The organism is Synergistaceae bacterium, from assembly GCA_017443945.1.
In the GTDB taxonomy this organism is placed as follows: Bacteria; Synergistota; Synergistia; order Synergistales; family Aminobacteriaceae; genus JAFUXM01.
Map to the genome: position 1 here is coordinate 1 of JAFSXS010000044.1, position 15977 is coordinate 15977.

At 41.8% G+C, this 15977-nt stretch carries 19 protein-coding genes; 3 read left to right on the forward strand and 16 right to left on the reverse strand.

Going from position 1 to position 15977, the window contains the following annotated elements; all coding sequences use genetic code 11:
• Positions 1-248: 248 nt before the first annotated feature.
• Genes gyrA through pssA form a run of 3 tightly spaced genes read left to right on the forward strand, consistent with a single transcriptional unit; the run spans position 249 to position 4157 of the window.
• Positions 249-2789, forward strand: coding sequence for a DNA gyrase subunit A (gyrA, locus tag IJT21_04445; GenBank protein ID MBQ7577504.1), 2541 nt, complete (start codon positions 249-251; stop codon positions 2787-2789).
• The gene (locus IJT21_04450) at positions 2776-3396 is read left to right on the forward strand and encodes a phosphatidylserine decarboxylase family protein (GenBank protein ID MBQ7577505.1); all 621 of its coding nucleotides are present in this window, start codon (positions 2776-2778) and stop codon (positions 3394-3396) included. Before gyrA ends, IJT21_04450 begins: the two co-directional genes overlap by 14 nt.
• A 17-nt stretch (positions 3397-3413) precedes the next feature.
• Positions 3414-4157, forward strand: a complete 744-nt coding sequence (pssA, locus tag IJT21_04455) for a CDP-diacylglycerol--serine O-phosphatidyltransferase (protein MBQ7577506.1) — start codon at positions 3414-3416, stop codon at positions 4155-4157.
• A 45-nt stretch (positions 4158-4202) separates the two neighbouring features.
• On the opposite strand, the gene IJT21_04460 is transcribed toward pssA, so the two are convergent.
• The 16 genes from IJT21_04460 to IJT21_04535 form a co-directional block, all read right to left on the reverse strand.
• Positions 4203-4919 (reverse strand): glycosyltransferase family 92 protein, encoded by a 717-nt coding sequence (locus IJT21_04460; protein MBQ7577507.1) that lies wholly within the window; start codon positions 4917-4919, stop codon positions 4203-4205.
• Positions 4861-5175, reverse strand: a complete 315-nt coding sequence (locus IJT21_04465) for a hypothetical protein (protein MBQ7577508.1) — start codon at positions 5173-5175, stop codon at positions 4861-4863. The genes IJT21_04460 and IJT21_04465 overlap by 59 nt, the downstream gene beginning before the upstream one ends.
• 46 nt (positions 5176-5221) lie before the next feature.
• Positions 5222-5749, reverse strand: a complete 528-nt coding sequence (locus IJT21_04470; protein ID MBQ7577509.1) for a hypothetical protein — start codon at positions 5747-5749, stop codon at positions 5222-5224.
• Complete coding sequence (locus IJT21_04475; protein MBQ7577510.1) at positions 5746-6213, reverse strand: glycosyltransferase family 2 protein; 468 nt, start codon at positions 6211-6213, stop codon at positions 5746-5748. The genes IJT21_04470 and IJT21_04475 overlap by 4 nt, the downstream gene beginning before the upstream one ends.
• Positions 6214-6256: 43 nt before the next feature.
• Positions 6257-6748 carry a hypothetical protein gene (locus IJT21_04480; protein MBQ7577511.1) on the reverse strand — a complete coding sequence of 164 codons (492 nt, stop codon included), beginning with the start codon at positions 6746-6748 and terminating at the stop codon, positions 6257-6259.
• Entirely contained in the window at positions 6699-7238 is a 540-nt protein-coding gene (locus IJT21_04485; protein MBQ7577512.1) for a glycosyltransferase family 2 protein, read from the reverse strand. Before IJT21_04485 ends, IJT21_04480 begins: the two co-directional genes overlap by 50 nt.
• A gap of 11 nt (positions 7239-7249) precedes the next feature.
• The gene (locus IJT21_04490) at positions 7250-7492 is read right to left on the reverse strand and encodes a hypothetical protein (protein ID MBQ7577513.1); all 243 of its coding nucleotides are present in this window, start codon (positions 7490-7492) and stop codon (positions 7250-7252) included.
• Positions 7489-7962 carry a GNAT family N-acetyltransferase gene (locus IJT21_04495; GenBank protein MBQ7577514.1) on the reverse strand — a complete coding sequence of 158 codons (474 nt, stop codon included), beginning with the start codon at positions 7960-7962 and terminating at the stop codon, positions 7489-7491. Before IJT21_04495 ends, IJT21_04490 begins: the two co-directional genes overlap by 4 nt.
• A 4-nt stretch (positions 7963-7966) precedes the next feature.
• The gene (locus IJT21_04500; protein ID MBQ7577515.1) at positions 7967-9250 is read right to left on the reverse strand and encodes an adenylosuccinate synthase; all 1284 of its coding nucleotides are present in this window, start codon (positions 9248-9250) and stop codon (positions 7967-7969) included.
• Positions 9251-9265: 15 nt separating this feature from the next.
• A complete protein-coding gene (locus IJT21_04505) occupies positions 9266-10483 on the reverse strand; it encodes a S41 family peptidase (GenBank protein ID MBQ7577516.1) in 1218 nt (405 codons plus the stop codon).
• A gap of 64 nt (positions 10484-10547) precedes the next feature.
• A complete protein-coding gene (locus IJT21_04510; protein MBQ7577517.1) occupies positions 10548-11738 on the reverse strand; it encodes a peptidoglycan DD-metalloendopeptidase family protein in 1191 nt (396 codons plus the stop codon).
• A 74-nt stretch (positions 11739-11812) separates the two neighbouring features.
• The gene (locus IJT21_04515) at positions 11813-12988 is read right to left on the reverse strand and encodes a peptidoglycan DD-metalloendopeptidase family protein (GenBank protein MBQ7577518.1); all 1176 of its coding nucleotides are present in this window, start codon (positions 12986-12988) and stop codon (positions 11813-11815) included.
• Positions 12985-13881 (reverse strand): ABC transporter permease, encoded by an 897-nt coding sequence (locus tag IJT21_04520; protein MBQ7577519.1) that lies wholly within the window; start codon positions 13879-13881, stop codon positions 12985-12987. Before IJT21_04520 ends, IJT21_04515 begins: the two co-directional genes overlap by 4 nt.
• Complete coding sequence (locus IJT21_04525; GenBank protein MBQ7577520.1) at positions 13882-14559, reverse strand: ATP-binding cassette domain-containing protein; 678 nt, start codon at positions 14557-14559, stop codon at positions 13882-13884. It abuts the gene before it with no gap.
• The gene (locus tag IJT21_04530; protein ID MBQ7577521.1) at positions 14556-15449 is read right to left on the reverse strand and encodes a hypothetical protein; all 894 of its coding nucleotides are present in this window, start codon (positions 15447-15449) and stop codon (positions 14556-14558) included. The genes IJT21_04525 and IJT21_04530 overlap by 4 nt, the downstream gene beginning before the upstream one ends.
• Before the next feature lie 22 nt (positions 15450-15471).
• Positions 15472-15977, reverse strand: a 506-nt coding sequence (locus tag IJT21_04535; GenBank protein MBQ7577522.1) for a hypothetical protein, incomplete at its 5' end; no start/stop codon positions are given.

Genomic DNA, 15977 nt, shown 5'->3' on the forward strand with positions numbered 1-15977 from the left:
CGTTGTGCGTTGTGCGTTGTGCGCATTGTACAGCCTTTTTCGGTCGTAGTCAAGGTTTGTTTGCCTTCTTTCGTGAAAAATTTATAATTATTTTGCTGATTATAACATATAGCAGGTACCCAAAATATAACCGGGCAAATGTCATAATTAACGCTGGTTTCACTTCATGCGATACATAAATTTTTTGCGTGTATTCATGATAAAATTATATGAATCAAAATATAGAACAGGAGATTAAATTCTTTCTTATGCCAGACGAAAATTTAAACCTGCCCGCACAGACAAATATTAATCCTGACGAGGCCGGACGAATCATGACACTTCCACTTGTGGGCGAGATAAAGACAAGCTATCTTAATTACGCAATGAGCGTTATTGTCGGGCGCGCTTTACCTGATGCAAGAGACGGACTCAAACCCGTTCAAAGGCGCGTACTTTATGCGATGTCGGAACTCGGACTCAAGCACAATACTTCATATAAGAAATCTGCGCGTATAGTCGGTGAAACAATGGGTAAATATCACCCTCACGGAGACAGCGCAATTTATGACACAATGGTAAGGCTCGCACAAAATTGGAATTTGCGTTATTGCCTCGTTGACGGTCAAGGAAATTTCGGATCTATCGACGGAGACAGCCCCGCAGCAATGCGTTACACAGAAGCGCGTTTAAGTTGGCCGGGTGAAATAATGCTTGCTAACCTCGAAGAAAATACAGTTGACTGGGGACAAAATTTTGACGAGTCTTTGAAGGAGCCTTTAACTCTTCCGTCGGTGCTGCCTAATTTGCTTGTTAATGGCTCAACAGGTATAGCCGTAGGAATGGCAACTAATATGCCGCCTCATAATTTGAATGAAGTAACTGATGTTATTTGCTGGCTGCTTGATAATGAAGTAGAGCCGGAAAACGCAGAACTTAGCGAAATTATGAAACATTTGCCGGGACCTGACTTCCCGACGGGCGGAGAGATTCTCGGACGTGAAGGCATTATCGAAGCATACAAGACAGGACGCGGAAAAATTATCGTTCGCGGAAAAATGCACACCGAGACTAATAAGCGCGGCAAACAATGTGTAGTAATTACTGAAATCCCATATAACGTGAATAAAACTTTGTTGCTTGAGAGCATGGTCTCTGCTGTCCAAGAAAAAAATATCGAGGGCGTTACGGAAATTCGCGACGAGTCAGACAGAGACGGACTCAGAATCGTTTTAGAGCTTTCACGCGATGCCGACCCTGATTTAATCATGAGACAGTTTTACAAGCACACTCAATTACAAGGCACATTTGGAGTCATTAATCTTGCGTTAGTCGATAAACACCCGCTTGTTTTGCCGTTGCAGAAAATGTTAGCGATTTTCATAAATTATCGCCGAGACGTTGTGAGAAGGCGCACAGAATTTAGACTCAAACAGGCACAGGCGCGCGAACATGTAATCGAAGGACTCAAGAAAGCACTTGAGAACATCGAGCAGGTAATAAAAATTATTCGCGGCAATAACTCAGCAAGTGAGGCAAAATCAGCGTTACAGAACGAATTAAATTTTTCTGACATTCAGGCGCAGGCGATTCTTGATATGAGGTTGCAGAGACTCACGGGTCTTGAACGCAACAGACTCGACGAGGAGCAAAATAAAATCTTGGCCGACATTGCGTCATATGAGAGCATTCTATCAAGCAAAAAAGTTCTTGACGGCGTAATAAGTTCCGAGCTGAAGGAAATTGCTTCACGTTTCGGCGATAAAAGGCGCACAGAAATTATCACGGACTATGAAGAAGTTACGGACGAGGACATTATCCCGCAGACAGAAATTGTTGTAACGCTTTCGCAGGATGGATTTATCAAACGTCAGCCGGTGGAATTTTATAGACTTCAAGCGCGCGGAGGTAAAGGACGTAAAGGCGCAAATATTCAGGAAGATGACAGCATTTCAGCAGTGTGCGTAACTAACACTCACAGAGATTTATATTTCTTCACGAATCTTGGCCGCATAACTTCATTAAGGGGTCATGAGGTCCCGGAGACAAAATCAGGCAAGGGGAAACCTGTATCAAAAATTTTGCAGCTGATGGACAATGAAAGAATCGTAAAACTTTCTGACGGTAACAAATCAGATCAGAAATATGCATTTTTCATCACGCGCAAAGGTATAGCAAAACGTGTAGCATTCGATGATATAGGCCGTTGTAAGCAGCCTAAGAGAATCATAAATCTTGATGAGGGCGACGAGATTGCGCAGGTTGTCTTGACTTCCGGCGATGATGATTTATTGATAGTTACAAATTCAGCGCAGGCCTTGAAAGTGTCAGAGCAGCAATTTAGAGCTATGGGACGTACAGCAAGAGGAGTCAAAGCAATGACTCTTAGAACGGGCGATAAAATTTTAAGCTGTGATGTCGTTGATCCCGCAAAAAAAATGTTAGTTATCAGTGAACAAGGCAAGGGGAAGCGCGTAGATTTTGACTTCTTCACACCTCATAACCGCGGCGGAATGGGCATTAAAATAATGAATCTCAACAGTAAAACGGGAAATATTGCCGCAAGCCTCGCAGTTAAAGACGACGACGAATTATTATTGATGACAGCTAGGGGCATGATGATTCGCGTTAACATCAATGAAATTCGCGAACTTGGCCGAAGCGCAACAGGAACTATTATTGTGAGACTCAATGAGGGCGACTCGGTTGCAGATTGCAGCATAATAAAAGCTCCTGACGAGGACGAAAATTTACAGTCGACTCTCCCGTTTGACGACACAGAATCGGAGAATAACAATGAGAATAGCTAAAGACGGAATCGCGACAATAACATTTTTGATTCTCTGTACGTGTGCATTTGCGTTTATCTCGTGGATTCCTGCGCTTGTGATGGCGGTTATTGCATTATTTGTGATTTATTTCTTCAGGGATCCCGAACGGACAGCGGACTATAAGGACGGTTATTTTTTCTCGCCTGCTGATGGAAAAATTGTCGAGATCTCCGAGTCTGAACATGCTTTTACGGGTCAAGCTCTCAAAGTAGGAATCTTCATGAACGTTTTCAGCGTGCACGTAAATAGAGCACCTTGCACCGGACGTGTTGATTTTCTCGAATATGTGCCGGGCAAAAAAATTGCTGCGTTCTCACCCAAAGCGAGCGAAATCAACGAACGAAATTTTGTAGGACTCTCGACTCAATGGGGGCCGGTAATGATGACTCAGATTGCAGGATTAATCGCCCGCCGTATTGTTTGCAGACTCAAAAGGGGAGATATTCTCGAAGTCGGCCAGCGTTATGGAATGATAAAATTAGGTTCGAGGGTTGACGTATATTTACCTCGTGATACAGTATTGCGCATTAAAATCGGCGATAAAGTAAAAGCCGGATTAACTTGTATAGGAGTGAAAGCAGAATAATGAAAAACTTCTTACACATGAGACGGAGATTAGGCAGTATCAGGAAAGGCAGCAACATAGAATTTAAGCAGATTGCCCCGAACATGGTAACGAGCGGAAATTTATTATGCGGAATTTTCTCGATTATGCTTGTATTACATGGAAGATTAGTCCCGGCCGCGTGGATGATATTTTTTGCGGTATTATTTGACGGTTTTGACGGGAAAGTTGCGAGAATGCTGGGCGGTGGTTCACAGTTTGGACTCGAATTTGACAGTCTTGCTGATCTTGTAAGTTTCGGCGTTGCACCGGCGATATTAATTTATCAATCGTCAGTAAGGAGTCTTTATTTAGTCGGCTCTGTTACGGCGTGTTTCTTTGCGTTGTGTGTTGCGTTACGTCTTGCGAGATTCAATATTGTACATGTTCCCGGACCTTTTCAGGGGCTGCCGTGTCCTGCAGGCGGATTATTTGCGGCATCGTTTATAATTGCTGGCGTAAAATTGCCTTCGTGGGTTATGGCTGTAATGTTATTTTGCGTGGGATTATTAATGATTTCGAGCATTCCATACGCTAACATGAAGAAATTAACGAAGAAGACGGCTGACAAGAGAAAATGTTTTATGCTGCTGTCATTATTTGTGTTGTCGTTTGTATTCTTGAAGAGTTCTGCGCCGTTATTCTTATTTGCGTTATACATAGTGAGCGGCCTAATTAGATTTGACTGGGGCAGCTGGATATTAAGACCAGAGGCACGGGACGAGGCACTAAGCAAGCATTAAATTAAAATTTTTGTGCAGGTCAGCTCTTGAGGGGGTTGGCCTGTTTTATTTATGGGATAAAATTTCAGTGTCAAGTACCTCGTTTTTGTCATGAGCGTAAAAATTTTCTATAGGTCTTATTCCGTTATTATCAGCCATGCCCCGCGCGCGTTTTTGTATAAATTCCTGCTTGGATTTCGTGAAATAGTGATTAATTCGAATCTTATCAAAATTTACCGTTTTTGAAGTAGGGCCGTCTATTATTTCGCCATTTTCGTTGAGGGTATAGAAGCCTCTATAATAAATTACATAGTGAGTTGTAGAGTTTAAAACTTTCATTGGATCGCAAATTGTCTTGATTAAATGATTCGAGCCAAAGTCTTTCTCTGCACATCTTGTAAAATTTTTGAGGACTCCGCCTTCAGGTTTAGTCTCATGGCCATTAGAGCCGAATACAAGCCAGTTGACTCCGATTCCGCCGGCGTTTTTGTGTTGAGTCATGAAATCGTCTACAAATTCGTAAATAGTCTGCTTATTGTTGCGCACAAATAAAAACTCGTCAGCGTCAATTATGGCGAAATATTTAAATTCGTGCTTATGATTATAAATTGCGTGATTATATGCGTCAGTCTGTCTGATCTTACCTGAAATTTTCTGATAAGTAACGAGTCCGCGTGTGATAAATGGCTGTAAAGTCTCATATAAATTATCTGTGCTTTCATTGTCATAAATAAAAAAGTGTGAGACCCCCTGTTTGACGTGAAAATTTATCCATTCTGTAATATAATTGCGCCTCGTCCTTAGCGATTAAGACAATTGCGAGGCCTTCACGCTTTAAATCTTTTACGGGAAAGAAATATTTTATAATCATAAACGGTGTAACGAAAATTTTTATTATGCTGCGAATGAAATTATTTGCGCTGTAACTCCTGAAGTTAAACACTAATGGGCAGCCCTCGCCGGAAGTTAATATTAAATATTTTGTACGCTTTATGAAGTTAAATAGTCCTGGGGTGTGAACGCGTAAAAATTCTTTCATGATAAATTTATTGCTCCTCACCTGCTGAATTTAAATTTATTATACATTAAGTGTGCGATAAAATTTCAGTGTCAAGTACCTCGTTTCTGTCATGATCGTAAAAATTTTCTATGGGTCTTATTCCGCCGTTATATGCTCTGCCGCGCGCGCGTTTTTGCATAAATTCCTGCTTGGATTTCGTGAAATAGTGATTAATTCTTATTTTGTCAAAATTTACTGATTTTGTGAGAGAAAGATTAACAATTTGTCCGATTGGATTCCCGTTTTCGTCTAAATTGCGAAAATTTTTATAGTAAAGCAGTGTATGAGCATCGAATACGCTTAAAACTTTCATGGGGTCGCAAATGGTCTTTATGTAGTGATTTGAGCTAAAATCTTTCTCTGCGCACCTTGTAAAATTTTCGAGGACTCCGCCTTCAGGTTTTGACTCGTGGCCATTAGAGCCGAATACAAGCCAGTTGACTCCGATTCCGCCGGCGTTCGGGTGTTCATTCATGAAATTATCAATAAATTTATATAAACTTCCTGCTTGTGTATCACATGGAGTAAATAAGAACTCGTCAGCGTCGATTATTGCGAAATATTTAAATTTTGCCTGTAATTATAAATTGCGTGATTATATGCGTCAGTCTGTCTTCTTTTGCCGGAAATTGTATTATAAGTAACGAGTCCGCGCGTTATAAAATCTTGCAGGACTTCATATAAATTATCGCTGCTTTCGTTGTCATAAATGAAAAAATGCGAGGCTCCCTGCTTGACGTGAAAATTTATCCATTCCATAATGTATTGCGCCTCATTTTTTGCGATTAAGACAATTGCGAGTCCCTCACGCTTTAAATTTTTTACGGGAAAAAAGTATTTTATAATCATAAACGGGGTAACAAGAAATTTTATTATTTTCCTGAAAAATTTATTTGTGCTGTAATTCCTGAAGTTAAACACTAACGGGCAGCCCTCGCCGGAAAGCAAGATTAAATTTTTCACGTGCTTGATGAAATTAAATAGTCTCGGTGTGTGATTGCGTAAAAATTCCTTCATGTAAATTTTACTGCCTCCATGCTTAATTTGAAATTATTATACATTAAATGTGCGATAAAATTTCCGTGTCAGTAATTATATTGCATTTATGACCGCGAAAATCTGCTATGCTCCGTTGATCTACATCAGCCCGGCCGCGCGCTATTTTTTGCGTATATTCTTCCCTAGACTTATAAAAATAGTGATTGATTCTGATTTTATCAAATGATACTTTTCTCGTGAATGGGCCGTCAATGATTTCGCCGTTCTCGCTCAAATTGTGAAAGCCTCGACACTGCATCGGGAAATGTGGATTAATCCAACTAAAAATTTTCATAGGATCGCAAATTGTTTTGATATGATGATTCGCGTCAAAATCTTTCTGAACGCACATTATAAAATTTTTGAGGACTCCTCCGTCCGGTTTCGTATCATGGCCGTTAGAGCCGAATACAAGCCAGTTGACTCCGATTCCGCCCGCGTTAGGGTGTTCGCTCATGAACGAGTCAAGAAATTTGTATAGCCCCCCCCCCCCCCTGCGTATTATTACGTACAAATAAGAACTCATCAGCGTCAATCATTGCGAAATATTTAAATTTGCGCTTGTAATGATAGATTGCGTGATTATATGCGTCATTCTGTCTGATTTTGCCGGGAAATTTTTTATAGGTAACGAGTCCGCGCTTTATAAATGGCTGTAAAGTCTCATACAAATTATCTGTGCTTTCGTTGTCATAAATAAAGAAATGCGAGACTCCCTGTTTGACATGAAAATTAATCCATTCCGTAATATATTGCGCCTCATTTTTAGCGATTAAGGCTATTGCGAGTCCCTCACGCTTTAAATTTTTAACGGGCAAAAAGTATTTTATAATCATAAACGGAGTAACGAGAAATTTAATTATTTGCCTGATAAAATTATTTGCGCTGTAACTCCTGAAGTTAAATACTAACGGGCAGCCCTCTCCCGTCAATGAGATTAACTTCTTTGATAACTTGATGAAATTAAATAGTCTCTGTGTGCGATTGCGTAAAAATTCTTTCATGTCAATACATTTTACGGCTTGTAGATTCTCTTGTGCCGATCCTCCTTTTTCTTGTTGAGTTCATTTCTGTAAGCTCCCTCAAGTGCACGGACAATATCGCTCCAACGTTTTTGCCATGCCAGCTCGGCTTTGCTAAATTCTTCTAAATCCGGATGATCAACGGCGTTAATGTCTTTCGGTGAGCGGTAAATCGTGAAATTTTCGCCGTCAAACGATACTGACGAACCGTCGCTGAATGGGATATAGACTCTCATAATTTAGGGACTAACGGTAATTTTGCGCTCATTACAATTGCGTCCTCACCGTTTGAATAATAGCCGCGCCTGACCTGCTCGCTTATAAATGACATGTGCGAATATAAAGCTATTGCGGCCGCGTTTGATTTCCTGACTCTAAGCCTTAACCTGCGAAAATTCATGTAGACTGCGCAATCACTCACAGCGATTAATAATTGAGTGCCTATTCCCATGCGCTGAAAATCTTTATCGACTAATAACGCCATTAATTCGCCGATTCGATTATTACGCCCTAAGACCGCATAACCGAGTAAAGGAGCTTCCAATGTTGTCGCGAAAGCCCCTATATAAGTTGTCTCACTGTCTGAGTCTTTGCTCAAATCAGATTTTATTACGTCGTCCGGCCATGTCCACGAGAGCCGCGAATTTATGCGCAACACTCCGGGAATGTCGTTCAGAGTCAAGAAATCAATTTCAGGCACGTACAATAAATTACATTCCCCTGTTAATAGTTTGATTACGGTCTGCGCCGACTCCGATTAAAGTAACAGGAACATTTAAAGCCTGCTCGATATATTTTACGTATGCTTGAGCGTTTGAGGGCATTTCCTCAAATTTTTTGCACCACGTAATATCTTCAGTCCAGCCGGGCAAAATTTCGTAATTGGGCTTGAGTTCTGCGAGCGTTCTTGTATCTGTCGGCCAAGTAGTAATTTTCTCGCCGTTGAGATCGTAAGAGGTGCAGACTTTGATTCCTCCCATACCTGTTAAGACATCTAATTTTGTGAGTGCGATAACATTTGCGCCGTTAAGTTCCATAGAATATTTAAGCGCAGGAATATCGAGCCACCCGCAGCGTCTTGGCCTTCCTGTAGTTGCTCCGTATTCGCCGCCGTTAGTGCGCAATTTCTCGCCTTCTTCGCCGAAATCTTCTGTAGGGAACGGGCCTTCACCGACTCGACTCGTATAAGCCTTCACGACTGAAATAACGCGCGTTAAATCGTTAGGAGCTAATCCCGTGCCTGTAAATGCTCCTGCTGCTGAAGTTGACGAGCTTGTAACATATGGATATGTGCCGTGATCGATGTCAAGTAATGCAGCCTGCGCGCCTTCAAGTAAAATGTGCTGTCCCTCGTCCGCTGCTTTGCGTAATAATGCGCGTGTGTCGTCGACATAGGGTGCAAGAGCCTCTCCCCATTTTCTTGCTGGTTCGTAAATCTCGTCAAATGGAATCGGTTTCTGATTATATAATTTCGTGATTAATTGATTCTTCTCGTCAAGAATGTATGTCAATCTCTCGCGCAAAATATCAGGGTCAATTAAATCCTCGACTCTTAAGCCTGAACGCGAATATTTATCAACGTAGCAAGGTCCGATTCCGCGTCCTGTTGTGCCGATTTTGCGTCCTTTGCCGCGTGCTTCTTCCTGAAGTTTATCTAACAATTTATGATAAGGCATTACGACGTGTGCATGAGGGCTGATTGCGAGTCTTGCCCGGTCTTGTCCGCGCGCGTAAAGTTCTGAAGTCTCATTTAAAAATTGTTCGGGATCAATAACGAGTCCATTTCCGAGAACGCATAATTTTCCGGGATAAAGCATTCCCGACGGCAACAAGTGAAATACAATTTTCTGACCGTCAACAACGACTGTGTGTCCTGCATTTGCTCCGCCCTGATAACGCACAAAAACATCAACGTCAGAGCCGAGAATATCAACAACTTTTCCTTTGCCTTCGTCGCCCCACTGAGCGCCGACTAATAAATCTACATTCTTCAAATTATAGAAGCCTCCTTATTTTTTCCTGCCTGTGCTTGTGATTGTGCGCATAGACTTTTTTATTTCAGTAATTGCGCGCTGTAACTGTTCATCTTTTGTTATATCTCGATTCGGTTCGCCTTTTACCTCAATATCGGGCGATAATCCGACGTGATCTATTACTTTTCCTGAAGGAGTGTAATATCTCGCAATAGTAACGTAAACGCCGCTCCCGTCAGTTAATGGAAATAGAGTCTGCACGCTGCCTTTGCCAAAACTTTTTTGTCCGACTAATTTTGCGCGTCCTCTGTCATTGAGTGCCCCCGCAAGAATTTCCGATGCACTTGCGCTCCCCTCGTTGATTAAAACTATCATGGGCATATCAGTAATAAATAAACGCTTAATAACGCTGTATTGTTCATCGAATCTGTCTGAGCGTCCCTTTGTCTCAACTACAAGGCCATCACGAAGAAAGAAACTTGCGATTTTCACACTCGCGTCAAGAAGTCCCCCGCCGTTATTGCGTAAATCAAGAATTAAAGATTTTGCACCCTGCTTGATTAAATCTCTAAGTGCTGCCCTTGCTTCGTCGTCTGATTTCTGCTTAAATTGCGTCAACTTGAGATAGCCTATATCATCAGACAGCATTTGAGAACGGACACTCTTTAATTTAATTTCTTCGCGGGTAATCTCAAAGCTCAATAACTCCTCTTCGCCCTCACGTCTTACCCAGACAGTAACTTTTGTGCCTGGTTCGCCTCGCAGTTTCTGAACGACTTTATCAGATGTCCAGCCGATAACAACTTCGTCATTAACTTTTACGATTTGATCTTTGGGCTTGAGTCCGACTTTCTCAGCCGGCGAGTCTTCCATTGGACTAATAACTAAAATTTGGCCGTCCCTTTCTCCGACATACATTCCTAAACCGCCGTAATGTCCTTCAAGCTCAATTTCTTCATCTCTTAATTGTCTGGGCGATACAAAACGTGTATAAGGATCGTTCCACGCTTCGACCATTCCTTTAGCTGCACCGTGTAATAATTCATCGTCGGTAACGGGCTTTTTTTCTGCGTCGACCTGATAATTTTCTATTAACGAGCGAATCTGACGCAGCAACCATAACGAACGCACATTAAACGGCGAAATCCTGTTAAAATCTGCTTCGGAAAAATCTGCTGCCAAACTTTGAGAACTAATAATCAGCGCAAGAAACAAAGCAGCAAATATATAAAATTTTTTCGCGGATTTGTTCATAAATTAAATAATGCACCTGCCTTTATATGATAGCTAGAATTATACAGCATTCATCAATAAATTTTTATCTGCGCAAATAATTCATTGGATTCTGGGCAGAACCATTTTTGCGGACTTCAAAGTGTAAACCGAACTCCGAGTCAGTTCCGGAATTGCCTACACGCCCTATTACTGTGCCGGTTTTGACTGCTGCTCCCTCACGTACAGAAGTCCCGCTTAAATGCGCGTACACAGTCGTTAAGTCATGCCCGTGATCGATTATTACAACTTGGCCGAATCCACGCAGCCAGCCTTGATAAAGAACTTCGCCGGGCCCAGCAGCTTTTACGGGAGTGTTTGCCGACGCTTTTATGTCGATTCCGGAATTAAAAATTTTCGTCTTGAATGTCGGATGAATGCGCGAACCGTATTGCATTGTAACAGTTCCATTAACCGGCCATGCAAGAGCTGTAACAGGATTCGCCGGGATTCCTGAACCTTGAGCGGGTACAGTTTTTGCGGGTACACTTGCAGGACTCGGACTCGCAGGCTTTGAGGGCTTATTATTATTATTATTATTGCGTCGTGCCTGTGCTGCTTTCTTCTTTTGACTCATGAGAGCTGTAATTTTATTTCCGACTGCGCGTTGTGCTGACTCTAATTCTTTTGCGGCCTGTTCTGCTTTCTTCTGTTCATTCTGGACATTGCGTAAAAGCGAGTCAGTGCGCTTTATTGTCGTATCAAATTCATCACGTTTGCGCTTTAATTCGTCCGTCTGAGTCTGGATTCGTGATTTATTTGCTTCTAACTGCCGTCTTGCTGTGATTAATTCCTGCTCCTGCCTGCGTAAATTTTCGAGCATTGCAATATCCTGCGCTGTAAAACGCTTGAGCATATAAGCTGTATTCACTGCCTCATGAGGATTATCAGAATTAATTAATAAATTCAAGCTGCTTTCTTCAGGCATATATTTATACATGTCAGTAACACGCGCGCGCAAAGTGCTTATAATTACCTGCATTGATTTCTTGAGCTCATTAATTTTCTTGTTGAGGGCTGCTACAGAATTTTGGAGTCTCGAATTTTCGCGTTCAAGATTCTGCATACGAGTTTGCGAGTCATTAGCGTTCTGCCTGAGTCTTGAAAGCTGCGTTAAAAGATTCTTGGACTCCTGCGATTTTTTTCGCGCAATTGCGTTATATTGCTGTATTTTCCGCCTCATGTCAGCTTGAGTCTTCTGCTGCGATTTAATTTGACTGTCTATATTAGCGGCCATTGAAATATTTGCAACGATTAATAATCCCAAGAAAGCCGCAAAAAATTTCTTCATGATAAAAAATTTCTCCTCCTTCATTTCTTGAGATAGTCTAACGGGTTCTGAACGTAGCTCCCTTTTCTGACTTCAAAATGTAAATGATAGCCGGTTGTGTTGCCTGTGTTGCCGACTCTCGCGATAACTGCACCGGCCTTGACGACTTGTCCCTCTTTAACTAAACTTGACTCTAAATGAGCATAAAGAGTCGAGAAGTCCCGCCCGTGATCGAGAATTACAACTCGTCCATAACCTCTTAACCAGCCGTCAAATAACACTTCACCGGATGCAGCTGCTTTGACCGGAGTCCCCTTTGGTGAAGCAATATCGATTCCAGTGTGCAAAATTTTTCGCTTTAAAATCGGGTGGATTCTATAGCCATAAGGACTCGAAATTTTTCCGCGCACAGGCCAATCAAACATCGAACCGCGTCCCCGTCCGACAAGATAATCTGTACGCTGCGAGGCCTTTTTTTTGCGTAGGGCGACAATTAAATCTCCTGCTGCTTTCTGCGCCTGCTCTGCTTCCTTTGCTGCTTTCTCGGCCAATGCTTTTTTTCGCTGAATTGACCTGATAAACGAGTTTGTGTCCTTTATGCTTTGTTCGTATTTATCGCGCTGTTCTTTTGTTGCAACAGTTTTCTCAAGCAGTCTATTTTTCTGCTCGTCCATTATCTGCCGTGATAATTCGAGATTCTGAACACGTTCTTGAAGCTGAGACAAAATATCTTCGTCGCGCTGATTCACGAGTCCCAACAAATAAGCCATCTCGACGGCCTCTAAGACGCTGCGTGAAGCAAATAACATTCTCGTTGTGTCTGACTGGCGGTACTTGTACATGTCTAAGATTCTGCCCTTCATGATTTCTGAAAGCTCGTCAATTTTTGATTGATCCTCACTAATGACAGTCTCTAAGAACGCTATATTTTCCTCAATTTTTTTGCCCTGAAGCTCTAAGACCGTAAGCTCCTGCAATGCAATATTTTCATCCTGCTGAAGAGTATTAACACGAGTCAACAAGCCTTCTACTTGTGCGCCCATGTCTCGTATTTGTTTCTTGTAGGCCTGAATTTGTTTCGCTAATTCCTCGCGTTTTTTCTCTTCGGCGGCGATTTGAGAATCAATGTTACTGGCTCTTCTTGCGGCAGAATTTGCAATATTTACGGGCGCAAAAATTAATATCACTGCAAGAACAGCTAAAATTTTTCGTGTCATTCCGGCCTCGTTATAGAATTTATGAATCTAGCGACAACTAAATAACTGCAAACCCAGCCGAGAGTCGCTCCGAAACCTGCCAAGAGTCCGCAAAATCTCCAGATTATAACTTTGTCAGTTAATAGACTTGACTTCAATAACGGCATATTAGCTTGTATTAACTCCATTCCGGGAAAATATACGGCGATGATTCCTGCTGCTGCTGCTCCTGCACCGAGAAGAGATAATAACGTACCTTCAAGCACAAAAGGTGTCGCAATATATGCGCGTGTAGCTCCGACTAAATACATTATGCCGATTTCCTCACGCCTTGAATACAACGAAATATGAATCGTGTTATAGACTACTAAGGCCGTTATCACAACCGCAAGAATAAACATGATTAACGCCACTCTTGACGAAATGCGCGACAATGCAGAAATTCTCTTTACGACCATTCCAGCATAAACAACGTCTTCAACTTCGGGCATAGCTTTTAACGCGTCAACAAGCGGATCAATGTCTTCTGCTTTATTTACGTGAATCTCGAAATTATAAGGTATCGGATTATCGCCTAACATATCAAGCGCACGGGATTGACTGCCCATTTTTTCCTGTAATTTTGCAAGAGAGTCCGACGGTGAATAAATTTTCATTGAGTAAACATATTCGAGACTCTGAATCTTTCGTGCAATTTCTTCAATGTCAAGCGTACTGTCTTTGTGTAAATAGGCCTGTACAGCTAATTCACTTTCTAAGCGCGATAACAAATGCTCAAGATTCAACGAGAACAGAGTCGTAACTCCCAGAATCCAAAGCATGACTCCGGCCGTAATAAGCGTCAAGAGTCCTAACACCCAGTGATTCACTATAAGCCGGCGCATATCACGCAAAATATAACTAAATGCAGTCATTTAATAAGTGCCTCCCCTCTCATCGCGTATGAGTCTCCCCGAATCAAGCTCTAAAACTCTTTGACGCGAAGAATTTACGATACTTTGATTGTGAGTCGACATAACAACCGTAACGCCTGCTGCATTGATCGCAAATAAAATTTTCATGACCTCTGCTGCTGTGTGAAAATCTAAATTTCCGGTCGGTTCATCAGCAATAAATAACGAAGGCGAATTTGCAAGCGCGCGGGCAATTGCGACTCTCTGCTGTTCTCCTCCTGAGAGCTGGGCGGGCTTCATGTCTCTGCGTCTCCATAGTCCTACTTGGTTAATTACGTCCTTTGTTCTGTCTTCAACTAATCTTTTAGGCACGGACATAGCTTCCATGACGAACGCAATATTTTCATAAACTGTCAGACTCGGAATTAATTTAAAATCTTGCGCAACGAGTCCTACATCACGGCGGTAATATGGAATATCTGATTTTCTCATTCTGCGCAAATCAAAGCCTCCGACCGCTGCAACACCTTCTGTAGGCAAAAGCTCGCGTGTGATTAACCTCAAAAGTGTAGATTTTCCGCTTCCTGTCTGGCCGATGATGTAAACAAATTCTCCCTGTTCGATATTAAAGCTGACATTTGATAGTGCGACGATGTCAGGTTCAAAAATTTTAGTTACTCCTGAAAAATTTATATTCATGCTGTTATAGTTTCAGCCCCTTTATATTTAGCCCGTTCGATTACTGCCTGCTGAGTGTCATAATTTCCCCAGACTGCATTAATAATATCTCGGACGGACATTTTTTTTACTTCACGCAATTCCTGCCAAAGTTCGTGATTCAAGTAAAGCCACGCGAAAAAAATAGTTTCGTTGATTTGATTGTTACGTCCAAAACGCGCGAAAATAAGCCAGCCTGCTTCAGGATTATATAAGACTATCGGTGAAATATTCTGCACGATCATGTGTGAAAGCTCTTGACGGGAAAAATTTAATTCCTCAAGATCGTTAATTATTTCTTTGCTGGGATTCGGCATAATTGAGAACCAGATTTTTGCGATATTTCTAGGATTGTCGAAATTTTCCGGCCCTGCTGCAAGCCATGCTTTGACTCTTGTTGTAGCTTCCAGTTCGCTGCGTGATAAAGCAAATCTCAATGTCCAGTAAGCTCTATAAAGTTTAGAGTCGTTCTTTGCTGCCTCGTTGAAAATTGCTTCATTTAAATATTTCCCGCTAAAAACTGGGTGATATTTCAAAAAAGTTTTCAGCATCAAAACCGTACTCACATGACGGCCGGGAGGGTCTGAACGTTTATATAATTTTTCGCGGAGTTCAGTTACAGTTTTCCCCGGCAAAATAGTAATTCCGTTTTCGTCATTGAGCGATAAATTTTCGTCGTCGTATAAATAAACGTTTTTAGTTTCTGCGCCCGGCTTTAAATCTGAATAAATCCATTCGTCGCTGCCTGTGCCGAGCAAGTATTTATTATGAGGTAGAAGCAGCATAACTGAAGGCTCATCGGGAACGTTCAAGCCGGAATATTCCGGGGGAAGTTCTGCAAGTGTTCCGTCTGACATTAATTCAAGCAGCAAATTTTCTCACCTCTCAAAAAATTTATTCAGATATTATATTATCACGAAGTAAAAGCCCGTGCCTTAGTCCGTTAATGCTCACGATACAAGAGTCAGCCTCCAGAAGCCTCAACGCAGCAAGGATTATACATGCAGACCCTAAAATAACATCAGCTCTCGACGCAGGAAGACCTATAATATTTTGACGTTCGATTAAATTCAACGCTGAATACATTTTTATTTGAGTCATAATATCGCGCTGAGTCAAAATTTTTCCGTGAAGTCGTGAGGGTAAAAAATTCTCACAGGCAAATTTTACGCTCGCCATCGCAACAAGTCCCCCGCCGACACCGATTAAATTTGCGTCTTGAGTCTTGAATGATAAAATGTCATGCTCGATAAATAAATTTTTCACGAACTCAAGCGCAGACTCGCAAGCACTCATTTTGACGGGTGAAGAGTTATCCGCAAAAAATTTTTCCGACAAAGTAACTGCACCGACGGGAACACTTTTTACAAGTTTGACAAAATTTCCGCAGCCAGACACAA

Excerpts from the sequence above, each read along its gene's own strand:
- IJT21_04510 (MBQ7577517.1), bottom strand. The coding sequence starts at position 11,738 with ATGGCCGCTAATATAGACAGTCAAATTAAATCGCAGCAGAAGACTCAA.
- gyrA (MBQ7577504.1), top strand. The coding sequence starts at position 249 with ATGCCAGACGAAAATTTAAACCTGCCCGCACAGACAAATATTAATCCT.
- IJT21_04525 (MBQ7577520.1), bottom strand. The coding sequence starts at position 14,559 with ATGAATATAAATTTTTCAGGAGTAACTAAAATTTTTGAACCTGACATC.
- IJT21_04465 (MBQ7577508.1), bottom strand. The coding sequence starts at position 5,175 with ATGAAAGAATTTTTACGCGTTCACACCCCAGGACTATTTAACTTCATA.
- IJT21_04475 (MBQ7577510.1), bottom strand. The coding sequence starts at position 6,213 with ATGAAGGAATTTTTACGCAATCACACACCGAGACTATTTAATTTCATC.
- IJT21_04485 (MBQ7577512.1), bottom strand. The coding sequence starts at position 7,238 with ATGAAAGAATTTTTACGCAATCGCACACAGAGACTATTTAATTTCATC.
- pssA (MBQ7577506.1), top strand. The coding sequence starts at position 3,414 with ATGAGACGGAGATTAGGCAGTATCAGGAAAGGCAGCAACATAGAATTT.
- IJT21_04450 (MBQ7577505.1), top strand. The coding sequence starts at position 2,776 with ATGAGAATAGCTAAAGACGGAATCGCGACAATAACATTTTTGATTCTC.
- IJT21_04490 (MBQ7577513.1), bottom strand. The coding sequence starts at position 7,492 with ATGAGAGTCTATATCCCATTCAGCGACGGTTCGTCAGTATCGTTTGAC.
- IJT21_04505 (MBQ7577516.1), bottom strand. The coding sequence starts at position 10,483 with ATGAACAAATCCGCGAAAAAATTTTATATATTTGCTGCTTTGTTTCTT.
- IJT21_04515 (MBQ7577518.1), bottom strand. The coding sequence starts at position 12,988 with ATGACACGAAAAATTTTAGCTGTTCTTGCAGTGATATTAATTTTTGCG.
- IJT21_04520 (MBQ7577519.1), bottom strand. The coding sequence starts at position 13,881 with ATGACTGCATTTAGTTATATTTTGCGTGATATGCGCCGGCTTATAGTG.